Genomic DNA, 21,211 nt, shown 5'->3' on the forward strand with positions numbered 1-21,211 from the left:
CCCGCTCCCATCGGGGTGCGGACGGCGATTCGGCTAGCTGCGAGGCTTAGCTGCCTTCACCACTGCCTTCCTCGGCAGGGGCGGTCGGAGCAGTCTCGGTTTCCTCGGCGGAACCGGAGCCCTCGGCGCCCTCTGCCGCGCCCTCAGGCTGTTCGGCTGCGCCCGCTGCCGGCGCGCCCTCGTTCTGCTTGAACTCGACCGCGCCCACGTTGTTGTTGCAGACATTCTGCTGCGAGCCGCTGGCGTCGACGTTCTGCGCGACCGTTGTCACCTGGGCCACCTCACCGTCGCAGACGCCCGCGGCGATCTGGGCGGCCGTGCCGATTGGCACGTCTTCGAGAACCCCTGCGGTGCCGAGTGCGAGATCCACCTGACCGTCATTCGGCTGAGCGTTGGCGATGCCCATTCCGGCGGACAGGAACAGCGCCCCACCGAACGCGGCGCCGACTGTCACTCGCTTGATAGTGCTCTTCATCAACTACTCCCTTTCAGTCAGGAAGCGGTCCGGTCCCCCAACGAGCTGACTGACTCGCACCGGCGGCAGATTCGGCCTGCCTGGACGCGCTTCCACGCCCCCGCCTCGACCCCAGGGTTTTTCACATTCGCGCCCGATGTCAAACCAAGATCAGCCGAAAACGCGAGCGAATATCGATAGTCGAATTAGCTCGCTATTCGACGAATACCGCCCTGAACAGGAAGTCATCAAATTCGGCCGCCAGCGGAGATCATTACTGAAAATGCCGATACCCGAGCAATAAAAAAACCGCCGAGCGTGGGTGATCCCACGCTCGGCGGCATAAGGCTGAACAGATCAGCGCTTGCTGTACTGAGGAGCCTTACGGGCCTTCTTGAGGCCGTACTTCTTGCGCTCGATGGCACGCGGGTCACGCGTCAGGAAGCCGGCGCGCTTGAGGGCGGGCCGGTCCTCCGGCTGCACGAGGATCAGCGCACGGGCGATCGCCAGGCGCAGGGCGCCTGCCTGACCCGAGGGGCCGCCACCATCGAGGTGGGCGTAGACGTCGAACTGCTCCAGCCGATCGACGGTCACCAGCGGGGCCTTGATCAGCTGCTGGTGCACCTTGTTCGGGAAGTAGTTCTCCAGGGTGCGGCCGTCCAGGTTGAACTGGCCGGTGCCGGGCACCAGGCGAACCCGCACCACGGCCTCCTTGCGGCGGCCGACGGTCTGGATGGGGCGGTCGATGATGACCGGCTCGCGCGGTTCGGCGGCCTCGGTCACGACCTCTGTCACGTCGGTCTCGGTCACTTCGGTCACTGCGCCACCTGCTTGATTTCGAACGGAACCGGCTGCTGCGCGGCGTGCGGATGATCGGGACCCGCGTACACCTTCAGCTTCTTCTGGATCTGCCGGCCGAGCTTGTTGTGCGGGAGCATGCCGACGATCGCGTTCTCGACGACGCGGGTCGGGTGCTTCTGCAGCAGCTCGCCGATGGTGCGCTTACGCAGACCGCCGGGGTAACCCGAGTGGCGGTAAGCGAACTTGTTGGTGAGCTTGTCGCCGCTGACGGCGATCTTCTCGGCATTGATGACGATGACGAAATCGCCACCGTCGACGTTGGGCGTGAATGTCGGCTTGTGCTTGCCGCGCAGCAGCTTGGCTGCTTCGACGGCGAGCCGGCCGAGCACCACGTCTTGGGCGTCGATGACGTACCACGAACGCGTGGTGTCACCCGCCTTCGGCGTGTAAGTAGGCACAGTGCTTACCTTCTCTTCTCGGGTTGAGTGCCGGTCAGGCATGTGCACTGGGATTCCCGGCGACCGACATTGACCCGGGGCCCGATTGCCCATGAGGGCAGCACACGCCAACGGAGCAGCTTACCGGCCGCTGTACGCGCAGGTCAAAACGCGGTTGCGGGGGCCGAGCGTTGGCTTGTGTTCGAGATTCTCACGAAATCTCGAACACAAGGCGACACTGGGCGTATGGCGCCGAGGCTATCGGTAGTCGATGACCACCCGGCCGTCGATCTTGCCGTGTTCCATGCGGCCGAACACCTCGTTGATGTCGTCGAGTGATGCAGTTTCGACCGTCGGATGGACCAGCCCACGGGCGAAGAAGTCCAGCGCCTCGGCCATATCCTGGCGCGATCCGACGATCGAGCCACGGATTGTGAGCCCCTTGAGCACGATGTCGAAGATCGGTGCCGGGAAATCCCCTGGCGGCAGGCCGACGAACACAATGGTGCCGCCACGGCGAGCCAATCCGATGGCCTGACCGAACGCCTGCGGATGCACCGCGGTGACCAGCACACCGTGCGCGCCGCCGGTCGCCGCCTGCACATCGGCCACGACGTCGGCGGTCTTTGCGTTGACCGTCACCTCGGCGCCCAACCGGCCCGCCAACGCCAGCTTGTCGTCGTCGATGTCGATCGCGACCACGCGCAACCCCATAGCGCGCGCATACTGCACCGCGACGTGGCCCAAGCCGCCGATCCCGGAGATCGCCACCCACTGCCCCGGCCGCGTATCCGTCACCTTCAGGCCCTTGTAGACAGTGACTCCGGCACACAGGATCGGTGCGACCTCGACCGGGTCGACGCCGTCAGGGATGCGTGCGGCGAAGGCCGCGTTCACCAGCATGTACGAACCGAAGCTGCCGTTGACGCTGTAGCCGCCGTTCTGCTGGCTCTCACACAGCGTCTCCCACCCCGTCCGGCAGTACTCGCAACTGCCGCAGGCCGACCACAACCACGCATTGCCCACCTTGTCGCCGACCTTGAGGTCGTCTACGCCGGGGCCAAGGGCCACGACCGTGCCGTAGCCTTCGTGGCCGGGAACAAAAGGAGGAGTGGGTTTGACGGGCCAATCGCCGTGTGCCGCATGGAGATCCGTATGACACACCCCGGAGGTCTCCAATTTGACCAGGGCTTCGCCTTGGCCCGGGGTGGGCAGTGGCACGTCGGAAACCTCAAGCGGGGCACCGAATTCAGTGACCACCGCAGCGCGCATCGTCTCAGATGTCGGAGTCATGGACTCCAGTCAACACCTGTTCGGCGCGTCTCACTCCAATTCGGTGGCACCGCGCGGGCCCAGCGCGGCGGTGCGTGACGTGTCCTTGAGGTCGACGCCCGAGCGGCCGAGCGCCAACGCACCGTCGACGAGGCCCGCCGCGATACGTGCGGCCTCGGCGTAACCCAGGCCGTCGGGCGGGTGAATGTTGGAGATGCAGTTGCGGTCGGCATCGGTACGCCCCGGCATCGGCAGGTGGGTCAGATAGATGCCGAGACTGTCGGCCACGCTCAGCCCGGGCCGCTCCCCGATGATCATCAACAGCGTGCGGACGCGCGCCTTGGCACCGATGTGGTCACCGAGCGCCACCCGCGCCTGTGTGGCGATCACCGGCGGGGCCAGGGTGTGACGGTCGCCGAGGCGCGCCACCAACTCGGTCAGCAGTCCCGCACCGTGGTGGCTCAGCGCCGTCGGCGACAGCCCGTCGGCAAGCACGAAGCCGATATCGGCCCCGGACTCGGGCACGTCCATGTCCGCCGCCGGCGTCCGGCCGAGATCGGGCCTGCGCAAATACTCGTCGCGTGAGGCCGCACGGCTCGTCACCACGATCGGCTCCCCGATCCCGACAGCGCGGATGTCGGCGGCCAGCGCGTCGACGTCGAGCGGTACGTGAACGGCGTCGCGTGCGGCGGCGTGTGCCGCGGCCAGCTCGAGCACCTGCCGGGTCGGCAACGCGTTTCCCGCCCGGCCGAGGCCGATCCGAGCCTGGGTGGTCTTGCGCAGTTCATCCCAGAAGTCCTGAACGGCAGGGTTGTTCGGACTCATATCGCCTCCGCCGAGGTCAACGACCGCAGCACCGAGCGCTCCAGGTCGAACGGCGTGAGCCGGCCGGTCTCGTCGACCATTCCGACCGTGCGCAGCCACGCCTCGAACTCCGGGGCGGGCCGCAGTCCGAGCGTGCGCCGGGTCACAAGCACATCGTGGAACGACAGGCTCTGATAGCCGAGCATCACGTCGTCGGCGCCGGGCACCGTGATCACGAACGCCACGCCCGCGGCGGCCAACAACGTCAGCAGTGTGTCCATATCGTTCTGGTCGGCCTCGGCGTGGTTGGTGTAGCAGACGTCGACGCCCATCGGCAGGCCGAGCAGCTTGCCGCAGAAGTGGTCCTCCAGCCCGGCCCGGATGATCTGTTTGCCGTCGTAGAGGTACTCGGGGCCGATGAAGCCGACCACGGTGTTGACCAGCAGCGGCTGCAGATCCCGGGCCACCGCGTACGCGCGCGTCTCCAGGGTCTGCTGGTCGACGGGCTTGCCCCCGACTCCCAGATGCGCGCCCGAACTCAACGCCGAGCCCTGCCCGGTCTCCAGGTACATGACGTTGTCGCCCACCGTGCCGCGGTTGAGCGAGCGGGCCGCGTCCCGGCCCTCCCGCAGCAACTGCAGGTTGACCCCGAACGCGGTGTTCGCGCCCTCCGTCCCGGCGATCGACTGGAACACCAGGTCCACCGGTGCCCCCGCCTCGATCAACCCGATGGTGGTGGTGATGTGCGACAGCACGCACGACTGCGCGGGGATGTCGTAGCGGGTACGGATCGAATCGAGCAGGTAGAGCAGATCGGCGGTGGCCTGCGGCGAGTCGGTCGCGGGGTTGATCCCGATGACGGCGTCGCCGCAGCCAAGCAGCAGCCCGTCGAGCACCGCGGCGGCGATGCCGCGGGGGTCGTCGGTCGGATGGTTGGGCTGCAGCCGGGTGGCCAGCGTGCCGGGAGCGCCGATCGTGGTGCGCAACGCCGCGGTGACCTGCGCGGCCGCCGAGACCGCGATCAGATCCTGGTTGCGCATGATCTTGCTGACCGCCGCCACCATCTCGGGCGTCAAACCCGGTGCGACGGCGGCGAACTGCTCGGCGCTGTGATCGTGCGAGGCGGTCTCCAGCAGCCAGTCCCGGAACCCGCCGACCGTCAGGTGTGACAGCAGCGAAAAGGCCTGGCGGTCATGGCTGTCGAAGATCAGCCGAGTCACCTCGTCGGTGTCGTACGGCACCACCTCTTCGTTGAGAAAGGTATCCAGCGGCAGGTCCGCGAGCACCCAGGCCGCCGCGGCCCGCTCGCCATCGTGTTCGGCTGCGCATCCGGCGAGTTGATCGCCCGAGCGCAACGGGGTGGCCTTGGCCATCACCTCGACGAGTCCGTCGAAGGTATAGGTCACCCCCGAAACCTGCTGCCGGTACTTCACTTCAGCTCACTCTCCGCTTTGGCCAGCACTGCGAACTCCTCATCTGGCGAATTGGCCACCAGGCGGTGGCGGCTGTAGACGGCGAAATAGACCGTGAATGCCGCGAACACCGCGAGGCACCAGCCGGCCGCGACGCGATCGACCAGGAACGTGGCGATGACCGCGAGTACCGCGACGACGAGTGCGAAACCGGTGGTGACCGCCCCACCGGGGGTGCGGTACGGACGCGGCATGTCGGGTTCGCGACGCCGCAGCACGATATGGCTGACCATCATCAGCACGTAGCTGACCGCGGCCCCGAACACCGCCATGTTGAGTAGCAGCGCCCCCTGGCCGGTCAGCGACAGGATGAACCCGATGACGCCGGGGATGATGAGGGCCAGCGTGGGCGCCCTGCGAGAGTTGGTCACCGACAGCACTTTTGGCAGATAGCCAGCGCGCGACAACGCGAACAGCTGACGCGAATAGGCGTAGATGATCGAGAAGAAGCTCGCGATCAGACCGGCCAGGCCGATGTAGTTGACGACCTTGGCGGCCGTGCCGTCACCCAGCGCCTCCACCAACGGGTTGCCCGAATCCGACATCTCCTCGGCTCCGCCGGCACCCGTCGTCAGGAACAGCACCGCCACGCAGGTGACCAGCAGGACGGCCATGCCTGCGATGATGCCGCGCGGGACATTGCGCTCGGGGTTGGCGGTTTCCTCGGCCGCAAGCGGCACACCCTCGATCGCCAGGAAGAACCAGATGGCGAACGGGATCGCGGCCCAGATGCCGAGGTAGCCGTGCGGCAGGAAGGTGGAAGACCCCGCCGCGCTCTCGTCCACCGCGATGTTGGTCAGATTGGCGACGTCGAAGTGGCCGAGCGCGGCGATGGAGAACACCAGCAGGCCAACCAGCGCGATGGCGGTGATCACGAACATGACCTTGAGCGCCTCGCCGACACCGGCCAGGTGAATCCCGATGAACAGGGCGTATGCGGCCAGGTAGACCCACCAGCCGCTCGTGATGCCGAACAGCCCCAGCGACTCGACGTATGCCCCGATGAAGGTCGCGATGGCCGCGGGGGCGATCGCATACTCGATCAGGATCGCGGTACCGGTCGCGAACCCGCCCCATGGGCCGAGCGCGCGACGGGCGAACGTGTAGCCACCGCCGGCGGCAGGCAGCGCCGAGGACAGTTCGGCCATACCCAGCACGAGCGCCAGGTACATGCCGGCGATGATCACCGCGGCGATCGCCAGTCCGCCGAAGCCGCCTTCGGCCAGCCCGAAGTTCCAGCCCGAGTAGTCACCGGACACCACATAGCTGACGCCGAGCCCGGCCAGCAGGACCCAGCCCGCTGTGCCGGATTTCAATTGGCGCTTCTGCAGATAATCTGCACTTTCCAGGTGCTCTTCCACACCCGCCATGGCAAACTCCCTTGTTTTCCAATGCTTTTGCGATCGACATCCGCCAGCCGGAGACTGACCAGAAAGCGGTAACCAACCTTTCGGCACCCGGTTACCAGGCTTTCAACGCTCGGCTCTCACTCCCCTAGTGCGCCTAAAGGTCTGAAACTCAACCTTTGATTAGAGAGTATCGCTCCCCATGGGCGTTGTGTCCACCCAAACAGCGTTATTTGCCGAACCGGTTTTGCCGCTTCAGCGGAAGACCGACCACGATGCGGGCCGCGTTGTGCCCGAGTGTGCGGGCCGTCTCGGCGTCCGCCGTGCCGCCAGAGCCCAAGTCCGGCAACGGTTCCGCCAACTGCTCATGATGCACGCAGACCTCGCCGGTGGCGTCGAGACCGACGCCCACCCGCAGCGGTGACCGCGCTGACGCGTGTCGCGCGAGATCGGCCGCGACCGCGTCAAGACCCGCGGGCAGCAACGAGTGCGGGACGCCCTCCTCCTCGATGCCCGCAAGAACCTCGCGCTCGATCACACCACCGCCGGCCGCGCTCAACACCACGATGGCGGGCCGGTCGGGTTGCCCGCTGTTACGCACCAACTCCGGACCCCACCAACTGCGCGTGCGAGGCCACGAGCCCGGTGGCCACCGCGTTACGCGGCCCTTCGCTGCCGCGGACGTTCCCTGTGCCGCAGACGATCCCGTAGGGTGCGAGCGCGTCGGCAATGAGTTCGGGGATCTCGAAGTCGAGTGCGCAACCGCCGAGCAGCACCACGAACCCGATCTGGCGCAGATCGCCGCCGGGGGCGATCGTGCGCAGCGCCCGCAGCGCGTTGACGACGAAAACGCGTTCCTTCGCGGCGCGGCGTACGACCCTGATCCGGTCGATCGAATGTCGCGTCGGTATCGGGCTCATGCCGTGTTCGGCGAGCGTCACGACTCGGGCGAACGCCGTTGCCGGCAAGGGTTTCTCGAAGAACTGCACCGTGCCGTTCTCGAGCCGGACGTGAAAGAAGCTCTCGGCCTTGCCGAGCGGGAACCGTTTGATGTCCTCGGCCAGCTCGAGGTTGTCGAGGCCGAGTTCGGCGTCGATCAGCTTGGTGACGAGATCGCCTGCCCCGGCGAGATGCACCGCGTCGATGTCGCCGGCGGGCTCGATCAGGGCCGCATCGGTCGAACCGCCACCGAGATCGAGCACGACGAGCGGCTTGTCGGTACCCGGCGTCGTGAGGGCACCCAGCGCCGCCATCTCGGCCTCGACCCCGCCGACCACGACCTCGACATCGCCGGCACCCGAGGCTTGCAGCCGCTGCCGTACGGCGTCGGCCACGGCCCGCATACCGCTTTCCTTCGTGCGCACCATGGCCGCCAGTGCCACGGCGTTCTCCAGCGCGACCTCGCCCGCGACCCCGCCCCGCACCTCCTGCGGCACAAAGGTGTCCACCGCGAGCAGATCTTGTATGTGCACGTCGGAGACTGCGTGGTTGGACAGATCCGCCATGCTCTGCCGCACGTTGGCGATCATGCCGCCGGTATTGGTGCCCGCTTCTCCTGCCACATCGGCCAGCGGGCTGACCCGCTCGACGGCGGTCATGATCTCGACCGCACCGCGCGACACATCGACGGTCGCCCGTTTGCGTTCACCGGTCAGTTCGAGGGCACCCGCCGGGATGGTGCGGTCGGCGACGTCGCCTGCGGGTGTGCGCACGACGACCGCGGACCGATTGCCGGTCAGCGCCCGCGCGACCGGCGAGACCACTCGGGTGGCGGCCGCGTCGAGCTCGAAGATGGTGGCCAGCCCGTACGCGTTGGACAGAGTCCGGATCGACTGGCCGGGCCCCGCGACCTCGACGGCCGCGACCATGCCCAGCGGCACCGCGTCGATGCGCGACACCTCGTCGATGACCGGGATCGTCGCATCGAGCCGATTGACCACCAGGACGGCGTCGTCGTTGCCGAGGATCGCCCCGGTGACGCGGACCCCGCGCTGCGTGGCGACGTTGATGGTGCGCGCGGCGACTTCGAAATCGACCCCCTTGGGAACGACAACGATCACGCCCGCGTCGAACGCGGCTTCAGGCGAAGTCCCGGAAGGCAATTCGGCCAGGGCGTCGAATGCGACCGTGACGCCGACGCCGAGCCCGCGGCCACCGGGTGTGCGCGGATCATGGCCGATCATCGTCGACTCGGTGATGATCGTCTCGGTGATCGTCTCCATCGCGAGCCCGCTGATCACCGGCGTGGCCTCGTTGAGCAGGACCACATCCAACTGCGCGAGGTTGACACCCGCGACATCGAGCGCACGGGCGACCACGGCGGCCACCCCGTCGACGTTCTTCGGTGTGCCCTTGATTCCCGTCGTCGGCGTCAGCGCAGCGCCGCGGAATCGCACCGATCCGTCGGGCGCGATGGTCGCGGCGCTGGCCTCCGTCGTGGAGTTACCGATGTCGACGCCGACAACGGTACGGGTCATCAGTTCGCCAGCGCTTGCGCGAACTGCGGCACCACCTCGACCGGCTTGGCACCCTTCTGGATCTGCTCTGTCTCTTTCAGGTGCAGCAGTGCCGCCTTGGCCTGCCAACGGGGCCGGGCCATCTGATCATTCAGCGTGGGAACGGGTTCGGGTGACTCACCCTTGGCGTACTGCGCCGCATTCGACCCGATCTGACGGTAGGTCTCCAGAGTCATCAAGGGGCTCTGCGGGAACAGTTCCAGACTCGACAACCGCGGGAGGTCGCGTTGATGGATCATCGATGTTCCGCGGGACAGCAGGCCGATCGCGATACCCGAACCGGAAAGCTTGGCCGCGGTGTGCGCGACGACGGCGAGGTCGCTGCTGTGCCGGATCCGCACGATACGCGCCGACACCTCCTGCTCCTCGATACCGGCAAGGATCTGGCGGATGACATCGGCGTGCGACAGACCGGTGATGGTCTGACTGAAGAAATCGGAGAACGCCGGTGAGACACCCACCAGCACCTCGTCGGACCGTGTACCGGGAGTGGCCGGCTTCTCGTCGGTGAAAGTCAGTACTCTTTCCGGCATTTCATTCCACCTCCATTTCCGGGTTCTCGGCGCTCGTCACGTGCCGCAACCGTTTCATCTCCTCCCAGCGTTCCCCGGACGGGCGATAACCGGTACCGGGGCCCGCGTAGTCGTTGCGATCGTTGACCGCCGACAGCGGCTGCAGATCGCGCGTCATGATGGCCGAGGTCTGCAGGAGGTCGCCCGAAACACGTTGACGTAGAACGGTCAACAGATTCTCGGCGATATCGGAGAAGCCGGTCGACTCCAACGCCTTCACCAGATCCAGACCGGTCACGTTGCGGTCCATCACCTGCTGCGCACCCTTGAGGTCCTCCAGCACATCACGCGGGATCAGCTCACGGCTGCCGTGCGCGTACACCGCCGCCTCGATCTCGGCGTCGGTGATCGCCGGCAGATCCAGGTAGCGAAACACCGCCTGCAACGCCTTGCCCGCCCGATGGCGCACCGCCAGGATCTCGGACTCGTTCACATGCCGCAGGCCGCCATCGATCTGCAGATCACGCTGAATGGTGTTGAAGTCGTCGAAATCCTCTGCGTCGACATTGGATCCGGCGAACATGTTGTCGTAGTTGGGGGTCGCCGAGTAGCCCGAGGTGATGAAATCGGTGCCCGGCATCAGCTGCGGCAGCAGGCGCGCCACCCGCCGCATCGGCGAGTGCGAGAACGATTGGTCGTTGCCCGACGCACATTCCAGGTCGACCGCGGAGGCGATGAGGTTCTCCGCGGCCACCGCGCGGATACCGGCGGGTACGGCGCCGGGAACGCCGATACAGGAGATCGAACCGTTCTGCAGACCCTGCACACCAGCGCCCTTGGTGACCAGGATGCACCGGATCTCCAGGTACAGCATCGACCGGCCCTCGGCGTTACCCATCTGCACCTCGGAGCCGGTTCCCGAAGTGAAGCGCATCTTGATGCCGCGCGACGCGTAGGCCGCGGCAAGGAACGCTTTCGAGTACGGGGTGTCATCACCGTCGACGAATACCGACTCGGTGCCGTACACCGATATGGTCTCGGCATAGGCGGTGATACCGCGCATGCCCAACTCCAGTTCGGTGGCCTCTTCCAGTGCGCACTGGGTCAGCCGGCCGCCGGTGCCGACCTGACTGCCGATCTGCAGCGCCATCGCGACCAGAGGTGCGTAGCGCACCACCCCCAGCGTCGTCTCCACCTCCGAGAATCCGCGTAACGATGCCTCGGCGGCCTCACACGCGACCTGCAGCGGATTGTCGCGGGCACTCGTGCAGTGCGCCTGGTTGGCCGGGGTTCGCCGGGCGCGCATCTTCTGCATGCCCATCATGATCTCGACGATGTTCATCGTCTTGACGACCTCGAGCAGCTTGGCCGGGGTCAGACCGCCGGTCACCGCGATCACCTCGTCGCGCGTGACGCGGGGATCGACAAGCATGGCGGCGATGTCCTGCGCGGGGATCGCCATCGACTGCTCGGTGGTGGCCACGTCGATGGCGTGATCAGCGATGAATTGGTCGAGGAAGTCGAAGTCCGCGCGGGCCCGGCCATCCATCTCGACGATCACGCCGTCGACAACCCGCACGCTCGGCTCCGGGTCGAACGCGCTGTCCAGCGCGACCATGCCGACCTCGGGCCACTCCTGGACGAACCCATCCAGATTGACCGGACGGTCCTCGAGGACCTTGGTCCGCTCGGACTGCCGCTTCTCGCCGGTCTTCGGGGCCGAGGTCGCCCCTGGCGAAACTGCCGTCACCGATCGTCTCCTATTCGTTGGTGGCCAGAATGTCGCGACGCTCGTAGACGTCAGCGGCTTCACGGACAAGCCCCGCCAGCATGGTGGCGCCGTACTGGGTTTCCAGTTCCTCGGCGATCGCCTCGAGTTCCGGCTTCGTCGATGCGTTGGGGCGCAACGCGTTATAGATCTGCAGCACGCGCTCGTCGGTAATGGCGGTCATCTCCGCCGCGCGGCGCAGGTTCGCTCCCAGCTGGTTCCGGCCGACCTTCTCCGCGATCTGCGCCTGCAGGCGCAGCGTCTGCGGTGTGATGCGCAGATCTGATGCTTCGACATCACCCGACATCACCGCCTCCATGGTGATGTCCGCGATGGGTTTGCCGTTCGGGGTGAACAACAGATCCTGCCGGTTCAGGCTCAACGGGTAGTCCACCGTTGGATCGAGGGTCGGTTCCGTCATGCACTGCTCCCATGTGAGGGGCGACCACAGGTGCGGGCCGCCCAACTTTCCACGTCCGTGACACGGATTCACCGCGACCAGCCCATTGTGGCTCGCGTCACGTTGCAACAACGTTGCAACGTGATGGCGCCCCGTTCCCCATCTGCTCACCGAGCCTTCGATGTGGCGAGTTTGCCGGCCTGGCCGTCTTCGGGCCATCGGGTGGCTTGCGCCCGCTACCCGCGGCTAACGTGCAGCCATCATGACCGATCCGCCGTCGCCCACCGGGGCCGCCGAGTATGCCGGGCATCTGCCCGAGCTCGCCGCCCTCGGCGGGTATTTCGCTTTGTCGGTCGACACCGAGGATCGATGGCGTCCCCTCTCAGAATTTCTCACCGACGCGACGATCAAGGGCCACGTAGACCGCACCCGCGACGCGATCGCCGCGTCGGCGGGATGCCGACCGGACCGGATCCCGATCCGAATGGCCGCATCGTCATTTCAGTTAGGTGTGAGCGCGCGCCTGCTCTCACCGGTGATAGGCGCTGCCCTGTGCTTCGGCGCTGTCCCCGTGCTCGACAACCGCTCGGTGCGCTGGCTGCCATCCGACGGTCATGCACCGCAGTTCGCCGTGACCGGACCCGTGTGGTCCGCGGTGAGTCCGACGACGTCGGCGCCGATCATCGCGACATCCGTCGTGGGGGTGCTCACCGATCTCGGCGCCCGGCTTTCGGAGGTCGCGTCGTTGTCCGCGCGGATCACGTTGGGCAACATCGCCTCGGCCGCCAACGGTGCGGTGACGGTGTTGGCGTTGTCGCGGCCGCATCTGGAGGAGCCCGGCCGCGAGCTGGTTCGAGCGCTGCTGGACACCCAACCGCTCATCGGGACGGGCTCGTTCGTCGACGGGCAATTCCGCAGGCGCAGCTGCTGCCTCTACTACCAGGCGCCGGGGGCGGGACTCTGTGGAGACTGTTTGCTCATCCCGGCAGGCGCACACCCGAATGCCGCGGGCTGAGAACACTGTCGTCCGAACCCCTTGCAACGTAGCTGCAACGCTGCCTGCGTTAACATTCGCCGCTCATCGGCAGGACGGAGTTCGACGGTGGGCTGGTCACAGACGCGCATTGCGCCGCATCGGCCGGGAGGCAGCGGAACCGACAGCGACCGATCAGCTGAAACCATCGACGTCCCACCATCTTTCACCGAGTCCGCACCGCTGCGCACAGCGTTGGTGATGAACGACGAATTGCTTCGGCACGGCATGATGCACGTCGTTTCCGACGGTGCCGAAATGCGGCTGGTGGGTGATCTCCAACACGGGCCGGAACTCGCCGAACGGTTACGTGTCTTGCAGCCACAGCTTCTGGTTGTCGGCGCCGAGACGGGCCCCGACCTTCCTGGCCTGCTGTCCGCGCTCGTCCCCAACCCCAGGATCATCGCTGTGATCGACGGCGACGACCCACGGGAACGCGCTCTGCCGATGATCTACGCCGGCGCCGATGCGGTTGTCGATCGCCGGTCGTCGGCGGCCGAGCTGCTCAGTGCCATGCAACGGGTGATCGACGGTCACCGCGCGCTAGACGCCCGCAGCGCGCAGACTCTGATCGGTGAATTGCGTGCACAAGCCGAACCCGGCTGTTCGGCCACTCTCACCCGCCGCGAACGCGAGGTCCTCGATCTGCTCAGCGAAGGGCTCGACAACCGCTCGATCGCCAGATCCCTGTTCATCTCGCAGGCCACCGTGAAGTTTCACCTGCACAACATCAAGACCAAGTTCGGGGTACACAGTCGCGCGGCGCTCGTCGCCGCCGTGCTGCGGGGGCGCGACCATGCCTGACGGCCTTGGGGTGCGGCTGCCCGTGCGCGGCCGCGCGGTGACGGTGGTTGGTTCGTCCAGCCGGGCGGTGACGGCCGTCGGAGCTCTCGTCTCAGCGGGGGCGATCGTGACGGTCGTATCACCCCGGCCGGTGGCATATCTGTCGGATCTTGCAGACCGGTCCTTGATCAACATGCACCTGCGCGATTTCCGCGCCAGCGATCTTGACTCGGCCGAGTTGGTCTTCGCCTGCAGCGGCGCTGCCCGCACGGACCGCACGATCGCGTCGCTGGCGACGATGCGCGGCTTGTTCTGTGTCGGCCCTGACGACGACGGCACGGCAGATCCCGTCGACGGCGCGCCGCGTGCCGGCCGGGTCGTGATCGTCGGCGGCGGCCCCGGCGAACCCGGCCTGCTCACCGTGGCCGGCCGCGCAGCGCTCAGCACCGCCGATGTCATCGTCACCGACCGGCTGGCGCCGGTTGGAGCGCTCAATGACATTGCGCCCCAAGCACAGATCGTCGACGTGTCCAAGATCCCCGGTGGCCGCCGAACCGAACAAAGCTCGATCAATGCCATGCTGATCGAACATGCCCGCGCGGGCCGTACGGTGGTACGTCTCAAAGGCGGCGACGGTTTCGTCTTCGGCCGCGGCGGCGAGGAGATCGACGAATGCGCTCGGGCGGGTGTCAGCGTAACGGTGATACCCGGTGTGAGCTCGGCGATCGCCGCACCGGCCGCGGCGTTGATCCCGGTCACCCATCGCGGGCTCACCCAGGGCTTCACCGTGGTCTCCGGCCATGTTCCGCCCGATCATCCCGAATGCACGGTGAACTACGCCGCGCTGGCCGGGGCGAACACCACGATCGTGTTGATGATGGCGGTCGCCAATCTCGATGCGATCACACACGCGCTCATCGATGCCGGGATGCCGGCCGAAACACCGGCGGCGGTGATCGCCGACGGCACGCTGGCCGACCAGCGCGTGATCCGTGCCACCGTCGGTACCGTCGGCGCCGCGGCACGGGCTGCGCAGATCCGGCCACCTGCCACCACGGTGATAGGTGCGGTAGCCGGTTTCGTGGCAGGCGGTGTAACCACACCTGTTGCTGCGCAGCCACGCTCGTCAGGCCGGGAGCAGCTGGACCACTCCGGCGGCGAGTGCGGCACCGATCAGCGGCCCGACCACGGGCACCCAGGAATAGCCCCAGTCTCCATCGGCCTTTCCGCGGATCGGCAATAACGCGTAGGCAATACGTGGCCCCAGGTCCCTGGCGGGGTTGATGGCGTAGCCGGTCGGCCCACCCAGGCCGAAACCGATGGTGATGACCACGAACGACACTGCCGCGTAACCGAGCGTCGTGTTGATCTGCGGGTTGGTCAGAATCCAGATAATCAGTACGAAGGTCGCGATGGCCTCGGTGACGACATTCCACGGGATCGACCGGACGACCGGTGCGGTGCAGAAGATTCCGCGGGTACCGGAGTTGTCGTCCATATTGTCGAACTGCAGCTTGAATGCGGCCCAGCACAACGACGCACCGATGATTCCACCGAGCAGCTGCGCTGCCCAGTAGACCGGCACTGTCGCCCACGGCACCCCACCCGAGAGCGCCACCGCCAGTGTGACGGCCGGGTTGATGTGGGCGCCGGACGGGGCGGCGATACTGGCGCCGGCGAACACCCCGAAGCCCCATCCCAGCACGATGATCAACCAGTCGCCGCCTCCGCCGAAAGAGTACGAATTCTTCAGCACCACAGCGGCTATCGAGCCGTTGCCGAGCAGGCACAGTATCGCGGTACCCAGAAACTCCCACACGAAGATGTCGATATTCGACAACAGAGCCACCTTTCCCATTGGCCAAAGACTCTGCTGCACAGTCTTTGTAGCCCATGCGATGGCAAGGGGGACTTCCGGCCGAACCTATCGGCTTACCCACCGTGAGTAGTGCCGCCACTGAACTATGGGTGAGGTTTTGGATAGGTAGGTCACGGTCCGATCGAGGAGGGCCAAACGCCCGCCCGATCGGTTCGGTGAGATTATGATCGATGGAGCGGCATAGCACCCCCGTGAACGTCAAAATTGGTTGCGGGAAAACCGATTCGAAAGGTTCTTATGAGTTCCATCAACCTGGCCAGTGCCACCAAGGTAGTCGACGCGGCCATCGAGAAGGCGCGCGAGATCGGCCAGCCGATGAACATCGCCGTCGTCGACGACGGCGGCCACCTGGTGGCGTTCGCCCGGATGGACGGCGCCATCAAAGCCAGCATCGAGATCTCAATCAGCAAGGCTCGCACATCGATTCTGATGAACGCGCCTACCGGTGCGCTCATGCCGCTCGCACAACCCGGTGCCGAACTCTACGGCCTGGAACAGACCTGCGGCGGTCTGGTCATCTTCGGTGGCGGCATTCCGCTCACTGTCGACGATGTCGTGGTTGGCGCGATCGGCGTGAGCGCGGGCAGTGTCGAGCAGGACGTCAGTGTGGCCGAGGCCGGCGTCGCGGCACTCTGACGACCCCATGAGAGTCACTCCGGCCCTGCGGATCTCATTTCGCAGGGCCGGAAACACATCAGCGCCCGCGACGTTTGGGCAACGATGCTTCTAGCGTCAAAAAGGCTGCACCCGAAGAGGATCGGCGCAATCAGCAAGATCCACATCGGAACGCCCGCCGTCGACCGCGCGGGCACGCAACAAGAATCGCATACCTTCGGACGCTTCAAGGCTGAATCCGACACCGCGGCCTCGGGCTACATCGATCACCGGTTGGGTGCGCTCCCACGCCGGGAACTGTGGACCGGAGACCCACACCGGTACGCCATGTGGCTGGCGTTCGGAGACCACGTCAAGCATGCCGAGTAGTACATCGCTGTCCTCGATCGAGAACTCGCCGACTCGACAACACACGGGTGACGAATCGTCACCACAGTCGCCGGACTGGCGAAACATCAACGCTCCGTGCCGGTTCTGTAGATGTATCACCAGGCCGGCGGCAGCCCGGGTGATGAGAACCCGGGCCACCGCGGACGCCATCAGTGTTGGTCGCTTCCTCGCGCAGGCGCTCGTCAGAAGAACCCGAGTGCCTTGTTGCTGTAGCTCACCAACAGGTTCTTGGTCTGCTGGTAGTGGTCGAGCATCATCTTGTGGTTCTCGCGACCGATGCCCGACTGTTTGTAGCCACCGAACGCGGCGTGCGCCGGGTACTGGTGGTAGCAGTTGGTCCACACGCGGCCTGCCTTGATGTCGCGGCCCGCGCGGTAGGCGGTGTTGCCATCTCGCGACCAGACACCGGCGCCGAGGCCGTAGAGGGTGTCGTTGGCGATATTGATGGCGTCGTCGTAGTCGGTGAACGACGTGACGGCAACGACGGGGCCGAAGATCTCCTCCTGGAAGATCCGCATCTTGTTGTTGCCCGTGAAGATCGTCGGCGCGACGTAGTAGCCGCCGTTGAGGTCGCCACCGAGCTGCGCCCGCTCGCCACCCGTGATGAGCTTGGCGCCTTCGGTTTTGCCGATCTCGATGTAGGACAGGATCTTCTCCAGCTGGTCGTTGGAGGCCTGGGCACCGATCATGGTCTCGGTGTCGAGCGGATCGCCTTGGCGCACAGCCTTCGTGCGGATGGCCGCGAGTTCCAGAAACTCGTCATAGATGTCGGCCTGGATCAGCGAACGCGACGGGCACGTGCACACCTCACCCTGGTTCAGGGCGAACATCGTGAATCCCTCGAGCGCCTTGTCCTGGTAATCATCGGCTGCAGCAAGGACATTCGAGAAGAAGATGTTGGGGCTCTTGCCGCCCAACTCCAGCGTGACCGGGATCAGGTTCTGGCTCGCGTACTGCATGATCAACCGACCAGTCGTGGTCTCGCCCGTGAACGCGATCTTGGCGATCCGATTGCTCGAGGCCAGCGGCTTGCCCGCCTCGACCCCGAACCCGTTGACGATGTTGACCACACCCGCGGGCAACAGATCACCGATCAGGCTGAACAGGTACAGCACCGAGGCCGGGGTCTGCTCGGCGGGCTTGAGCACCACGGCGTTACCCGCGGCCAGCGCCGGAGCCAGCTTCCACACCGCCATCAGGATCGGGAAGTTCCACGGAATGATCTGGCCGACCACACCCAACGGCTCATGGAAGTGGTACGCCACAGTGTCTTCATCGATCTGCGACAGCGAGCCTTCCTGAGCGCGCAACACACCGGCGAAGTAACGGAAATGGTCGATGGCCAACGGAATGTCGGCATTGAGGGTTTCGCGGATCGGCTTGCCGTTGTCCCACGACTCCGCCAACGCAATCGACTCCAGGTTCTCCTCGATGCGATCGGCGATCTTGTTGAGGATCACCGCCCGCTCGGCAGGCGCGGTCTTGCCCCAGGCCGGCGCCGCCGCATGCGCGGCGTCGAGCGCTTTCTCGACATCGGCCTCGCTGGACCTGGCCACCTCACAGAACACCTGACCCGTCACCGGAGTGGGGTTCTCGAAATACCGGCCATCGACGGGCGCGACCCACTCACCGCCGATGTAGTTGTCGTAGCGGGCCTCGAACGACATCAGGGCGCCTTCAGCGCCCGGACGTGCGTAAACAGTCATGGCATTCTCCTGCGTTCGGACGACGAAATGTGTCGGTCGTCACTCAAGGTAGGCAGTGAGAGGTTGCACCACGGTTGCACGCTCCGTGCAACTCAGAAATCGGACTAGCCCAGTTCGGAGTCGAGTCCGGCGAGGTGACCGCGGGCCTGGGCACGGGCCACCGGATCGGCTTGGGCGTGGTCGTGCAGCATGCGCCAGCCGTGCCGGTCATCACGGCCGTCGGGCAACTGCAGCCATTTCCGCAGCAACGCGAGGTTGCCGCGGGCGGACTGCGCCAGCACGGCTTCGCGCAGGCTCGCGGTCAGTTCGGTGCGCAGTCGTCCGATCGCGGGCGACACCGACTGGGGCAACAATGCGCCGGTGTAGGCCGACAGCGCACCGGGGACGTCACCGGCCTGCAGCCCGTCGAACACGTCGCCCATATCGCTCGCGACGGGCTCGAGCAGGCGGTACGGGCGCGAGGCGATGTAGTGCGGCCCGATGACCCGGCGCAGCCGGGACATCTCGGCTCGGATGGTGACGACGTCGAGGTCCTTGTCGTCCAGCAGCATCGCGAGGTGGTCGGCCGACAATCCCTCGGGGTGGCGGATGAGCAGAACCAGGATGTCGGCGTGCCGACCGGTCAGCACGCTCGAGCGGGGACGCCCGTCCTCATCGGTGACCTGCCAGCGCGGGCGGTCCGCGCCAAGCACGGTCAGCCGGGCCCCATTGTCGGGTTCCGCGGCGACCGGTCGGGTCAGCTGCAGCAGCGCCAACTGATTCTCGACTGCGACGGCAGTGGCCCGCACGAGCGCCAGGGTCTGGGTGGAGGCGACAGCCGACCCACCCGTGAGGTCGATGGCGCCCAGCAGTGCACCGGTGGCCGGGTCGTGCACGGGCACGGCGGTACAACTCCATGGATGCACGACGCGCGAGAAGTGCTCGGATCCGCGTATCTGCAGCTCACGGTCGAGCGCGAGGGCCGTGCCCGGCGCATTGGTGCCTGCGGCGCGTTCGCTCCAGTCCGTTCCGGGCACGAAGTTCATCGCCTCGGCCTTACGACAAGCGACCCGGTCGCCCTCGACCCACAGCAGGGTGCCGTCGGCCGCGCTGATCGCGACGACGACACCGGAATCGACCGCGTCGTCGACCAGCAGTCGCCGGATCAGCGGCAGCGTGGGCGCGAGCGGATGGGACTCGCGCAGTTCGGCCAATGCCGCCACCGCTGCCGCCGTCTGGCCGCCGCGATCGGGGTCCACGCCGGTCGCGAGGCTGCGTCGCCAACTTTCCACCACGACCTTGCGCAGCGGCGTGGAGTCGAGATAAGCCGCGTCGACCTGGCCTTCGACGAAGAGGTCGAGGACGGCACGCACCTTCGCAGGTGGGAGCCGGGTCATTACCCGCCCACCTGCGCTCTTCGATGTGGCCACGACGATCACGCTCCTGGGCGCAGAGCCTCTCAGCTGGCTTTACGCGTGCCCGCCAGGATAGTTGACAGCGCTGTGACGCGGGTAACGGCGGGGCCGTCTGAGGCGGGTGAACAGCCTTGCTACCGGTATAGTCGAGTCACGCGGCTTGCCTGTTCTGCCTCTGCCGCGATCTCGATCGTCAACCGAGCGCCGCGGGATGTCACCCGCGCCGGGCAGGACGACCGCCTACCTATTTTTCGGAGTTCTTCTTTGTCTGCCCAGATAACGTTTGCCGACCTCGGCCTGCCCGCCGAGATCGTCGCCACCCTCGCCGCCGACGGCATCGAGGCCCCTTTTCCGATCCAGGCCGCGACGCTGCCGGATTCGCTGACCGGCCGTGACGTGCTTGGCCGTGGTCGGACCGGCTCCGGCAAGACCTATGCGTTCCTGCTGCCGCTGGTCGCGCGCCTGTCGGCGACCCGTACTCGGCCGGCCCCTGGCCGCCCGCGTGCCCTGATCCTCGCGCCGACCCGCGAACTGGTCACCCAGATCGAAGCGTCGCTGACCGCATTGGCCAAAGCGACCGGGCTCAGCTCGGTCAACATCTTCGGCGGGGTCGGCCCCGGTCCGCAGATCGCTGCGCTGCGGCGGGGCGTTGACATCGTCATCGCCTGCCCCGGCCGGCTGGAGGACCATGTGAAATCCGGTCACGCCGATCTGTCCGCTGTCGAGATCACCGTGCTCGACGAGGCCGACCACATGGCCGACCTCGGCTTCCTGCCCGGCGTCAAGCGACTGCTGGACCGCACCCCGAAACGTGGCCAGCGCCTGCTGTTCTCGGCGACCCTCGACGCCGGAGTCGATGTCCTGGTCAAGCGCTACCTGCACGATCCGGTGGTGCACAGCGTGGATTCCGCGCAGTCTCCGGTCAGCGCGATGGTGCACCATGTGTTGCACGTCGACAACTCCGCGCGCGTCAACGTGGTGGCCGACCTGGCCGCCGCACCCGGCCGCACGATCGTCTTCGCACGCACCAAGCACGGGGCGAAAAACCTCACCCGTCAACTGAACTCACGCGGCATCTCAGCGGTGGAGCTGCACGGGAACCTGTCCCAGAATGCGCGCACCCGCAATCTCACCGCGTTCTCCGACGGCAGCGCCACCGTGCTCGTCGCCACTGACATCGCCGCCCGCGGCATTCATGTCGACGACGTGAGTCTCGTGGTGCACGCCGACCCGCCCGTCGAACACAAGGCATATCTGCACCGGTCCGGTCGGACCGCCCGCGCGGGCGCCGAGGGCACCGTCGTGACGCTCATGCACGACGCCCAGGTGTCCGACGTGCGCAGCCTGACCCGCAAGGCCGGCGTGAAGCCGACCATCACGCGCGTCAGCGGGCTCGATCATCCGGTGCTGCAGGAGATCGCGCCGGGCGAGCGGGTTTTCGGCGAGCCGAAGGCACCCGCACGGCCCGAGCCGAAGGCACCGCACCGGTCCGAACGGTCGTCGGGCCCCGGCCAGGCGCGCAGGCCGCGTCCGGCCAACCGGTCGGGTTCCGGTGCACACCGGGGTGGGCGAGGACGCCGGCCGCAGCGGTCGAACGGCTCCACCGCGCGCTGAGCCGCATCGAGCAGC

The 21,211-nt window shown here is 66.5% G+C and carries 21 protein-coding genes; 5 read left to right on the forward strand and 16 right to left on the reverse strand.

All coding sequences use genetic code 11. The annotated features are described in order from the left end of the window. Window positions 1-46: 46 nt before the first annotated feature. From ACRCUN_RS04670 to ACRCUN_RS04725, 12 genes are all read right to left on the reverse strand, one after another. Window positions 47-475 carry a hypothetical protein gene (locus ACRCUN_RS04670; protein WP_462140483.1) on the reverse strand — a complete coding sequence of 143 codons (429 nt, stop codon included), beginning with the start codon at window positions 473-475 and terminating at the stop codon, window positions 47-49. 336 nt (window positions 476-811) lie between these two features. Next, a complete protein-coding gene (gene rpsI, locus ACRCUN_RS04675) occupies window positions 812-1,249 on the reverse strand; it encodes a 30S ribosomal protein S9 (protein WP_462140588.1) in 438 nt (145 codons plus the stop codon). A gap of 20 nt (window positions 1,250-1,269) precedes the next feature. Further along, the gene (gene rplM, locus ACRCUN_RS04680) at window positions 1,270-1,713 is read right to left on the reverse strand and encodes a 50S ribosomal protein L13 (protein ID WP_462140484.1); all 444 of its coding nucleotides are present in this window, start codon (window positions 1,711-1,713) and stop codon (window positions 1,270-1,272) included. A gap of 237 nt (window positions 1,714-1,950) precedes the next feature. Beyond that, window positions 1,951-2,985, reverse strand: coding sequence for an alcohol dehydrogenase AdhP (gene adhP / locus ACRCUN_RS04685; protein WP_462140485.1), 1,035 nt, complete (start codon window positions 2,983-2,985; stop codon window positions 1,951-1,953). A gap of 30 nt (window positions 2,986-3,015) precedes the next feature. Further along, window positions 3,016-3,789 carry an ethanolamine ammonia-lyase subunit EutC gene (gene eutC, locus ACRCUN_RS04690; protein ID WP_462140486.1) on the reverse strand — a complete coding sequence of 258 codons (774 nt, stop codon included), beginning with the start codon at window positions 3,787-3,789 and terminating at the stop codon, window positions 3,016-3,018. After that, entirely contained in the window at window positions 3,786-5,201 is a 1,416-nt protein-coding gene (locus tag ACRCUN_RS04695; RefSeq protein WP_462140487.1) for an ethanolamine ammonia-lyase subunit EutB, read from the reverse strand. Before ACRCUN_RS04695 ends, eutC begins: the two co-directional genes overlap by 4 nt. Continuing rightward, window positions 5,198-6,610 (reverse strand): ethanolamine permease, encoded by a 1,413-nt coding sequence (gene eat, locus ACRCUN_RS04700; protein ID WP_462140488.1) that lies wholly within the window; start codon window positions 6,608-6,610, stop codon window positions 5,198-5,200. The genes ACRCUN_RS04695 and eat overlap by 4 nt, the downstream gene beginning before the upstream one ends. Before the next feature lie 205 nt (window positions 6,611-6,815). Beyond that, window positions 6,816-7,187: a glycerol dehydratase reactivase beta/small subunit family protein gene (locus ACRCUN_RS04705; protein WP_234816991.1), complete on the reverse strand. Its 372-nt coding sequence runs from the start codon at window positions 7,185-7,187 to the stop codon at window positions 6,816-6,818. Further along, window positions 7,180-9,063: a diol dehydratase reactivase subunit alpha gene (locus tag ACRCUN_RS04710; protein WP_462140489.1), complete on the reverse strand. Its 1,884-nt coding sequence runs from the start codon at window positions 9,061-9,063 to the stop codon at window positions 7,180-7,182. Before ACRCUN_RS04710 ends, ACRCUN_RS04705 begins: the two co-directional genes overlap by 8 nt. Continuing rightward, a complete protein-coding gene (locus ACRCUN_RS04715; protein WP_462140490.1) occupies window positions 9,063-9,635 on the reverse strand; it encodes a propanediol/glycerol family dehydratase medium subunit in 573 nt (190 codons plus the stop codon). Before ACRCUN_RS04715 ends, ACRCUN_RS04710 begins: the two co-directional genes overlap by 1 nt. A gap of 1 nt (window position 9,636) precedes the next feature. Next, window positions 9,637-11,364, reverse strand: coding sequence for a propanediol/glycerol family dehydratase large subunit (locus ACRCUN_RS04720; protein ID WP_462140491.1), 1,728 nt, complete (start codon window positions 11,362-11,364; stop codon window positions 9,637-9,639). A 10-nt stretch (window positions 11,365-11,374) separates the two neighbouring features. Beyond that, on the reverse strand, window positions 11,375-11,803 hold the full coding sequence (locus ACRCUN_RS04725) for a diol dehydratase small subunit (RefSeq protein ID WP_462140492.1): 429 nt from the start codon (window positions 11,801-11,803) through the stop codon (window positions 11,375-11,377). 241 nt (window positions 11,804-12,044) lie between these two features. Here ACRCUN_RS04725 and ACRCUN_RS04730 point away from each other — a divergent pair, with 241 nt between their 5' ends. The 3 genes from ACRCUN_RS04730 (at window position 12,045) to cobA (ending at window position 14,841) form a co-directional block, all read left to right on the forward strand. After that, window positions 12,045-12,797 carry a (2Fe-2S)-binding protein gene (locus ACRCUN_RS04730; protein ID WP_462140493.1) on the forward strand — a complete coding sequence of 251 codons (753 nt, stop codon included), beginning with the start codon at window positions 12,045-12,047 and terminating at the stop codon, window positions 12,795-12,797. Window positions 12,798-12,884: 87 nt separating this feature from the next. After that, window positions 12,885-13,619, forward strand: coding sequence for a LuxR C-terminal-related transcriptional regulator (locus ACRCUN_RS04735; protein ID WP_462140494.1), 735 nt, complete (start codon window positions 12,885-12,887; stop codon window positions 13,617-13,619). Then, window positions 13,612-14,841 carry a uroporphyrinogen-III C-methyltransferase gene (gene cobA / locus ACRCUN_RS04740; protein WP_462140495.1) on the forward strand — a complete coding sequence of 410 codons (1,230 nt, stop codon included), beginning with the start codon at window positions 13,612-13,614 and terminating at the stop codon, window positions 14,839-14,841. The genes ACRCUN_RS04735 and cobA overlap by 8 nt, the downstream gene beginning before the upstream one ends. Here cobA and ACRCUN_RS04745 read toward each other — a convergent pair. After that, window positions 14,725-15,438 (reverse strand): MIP/aquaporin family protein, encoded by a 714-nt coding sequence (locus ACRCUN_RS04745; protein ID WP_462140589.1) that lies wholly within the window; start codon window positions 15,436-15,438, stop codon window positions 14,725-14,727. The genes cobA and ACRCUN_RS04745 overlap by 117 nt on opposite strands. 276 nt (window positions 15,439-15,714) lie before the next feature. Here ACRCUN_RS04745 and ACRCUN_RS04750 point away from each other — a divergent pair, with 276 nt between their 5' ends. Beyond that, a complete protein-coding gene (locus tag ACRCUN_RS04750; RefSeq protein ID WP_462140496.1) occupies window positions 15,715-16,113 on the forward strand; it encodes a GlcG/HbpS family heme-binding protein in 399 nt (132 codons plus the stop codon). A gap of 96 nt (window positions 16,114-16,209) precedes the next feature. On the opposite strand, the gene ACRCUN_RS04755 is transcribed toward ACRCUN_RS04750, so the two are convergent. From ACRCUN_RS04755 to ACRCUN_RS04765, 3 genes are all read right to left on the reverse strand, one after another. After that, the gene (locus ACRCUN_RS04755; RefSeq protein WP_462140497.1) at window positions 16,210-16,632 is read right to left on the reverse strand and encodes a DUF779 domain-containing protein; all 423 of its coding nucleotides are present in this window, start codon (window positions 16,630-16,632) and stop codon (window positions 16,210-16,212) included. A gap of 32 nt (window positions 16,633-16,664) precedes the next feature. Next, window positions 16,665-18,188 (reverse strand): aldehyde dehydrogenase, encoded by a 1,524-nt coding sequence (gene adh / locus ACRCUN_RS04760; RefSeq protein ID WP_085146637.1) that lies wholly within the window; start codon window positions 18,186-18,188, stop codon window positions 16,665-16,667. A 104-nt stretch (window positions 18,189-18,292) separates the two neighbouring features. Then, window positions 18,293-19,564, reverse strand: a complete 1,272-nt coding sequence (locus tag ACRCUN_RS04765) for a helix-turn-helix domain-containing protein (protein WP_462140498.1) — start codon at window positions 19,562-19,564, stop codon at window positions 18,293-18,295. Between the two features lie 282 nt (window positions 19,565-19,846). Between ACRCUN_RS04765 and ACRCUN_RS04770 the strand changes: the two genes are divergently transcribed. Then, on the forward strand, window positions 19,847-21,196 hold the full coding sequence (locus ACRCUN_RS04770) for a DEAD/DEAH box helicase (RefSeq protein WP_462140499.1): 1,350 nt from the start codon (window positions 19,847-19,849) through the stop codon (window positions 21,194-21,196). The last annotated feature ends 15 nt before the right edge of the window (window positions 21,197-21,211 follow it).

This window comes from Mycobacterium venezuelense (assembly GCF_054919535.1).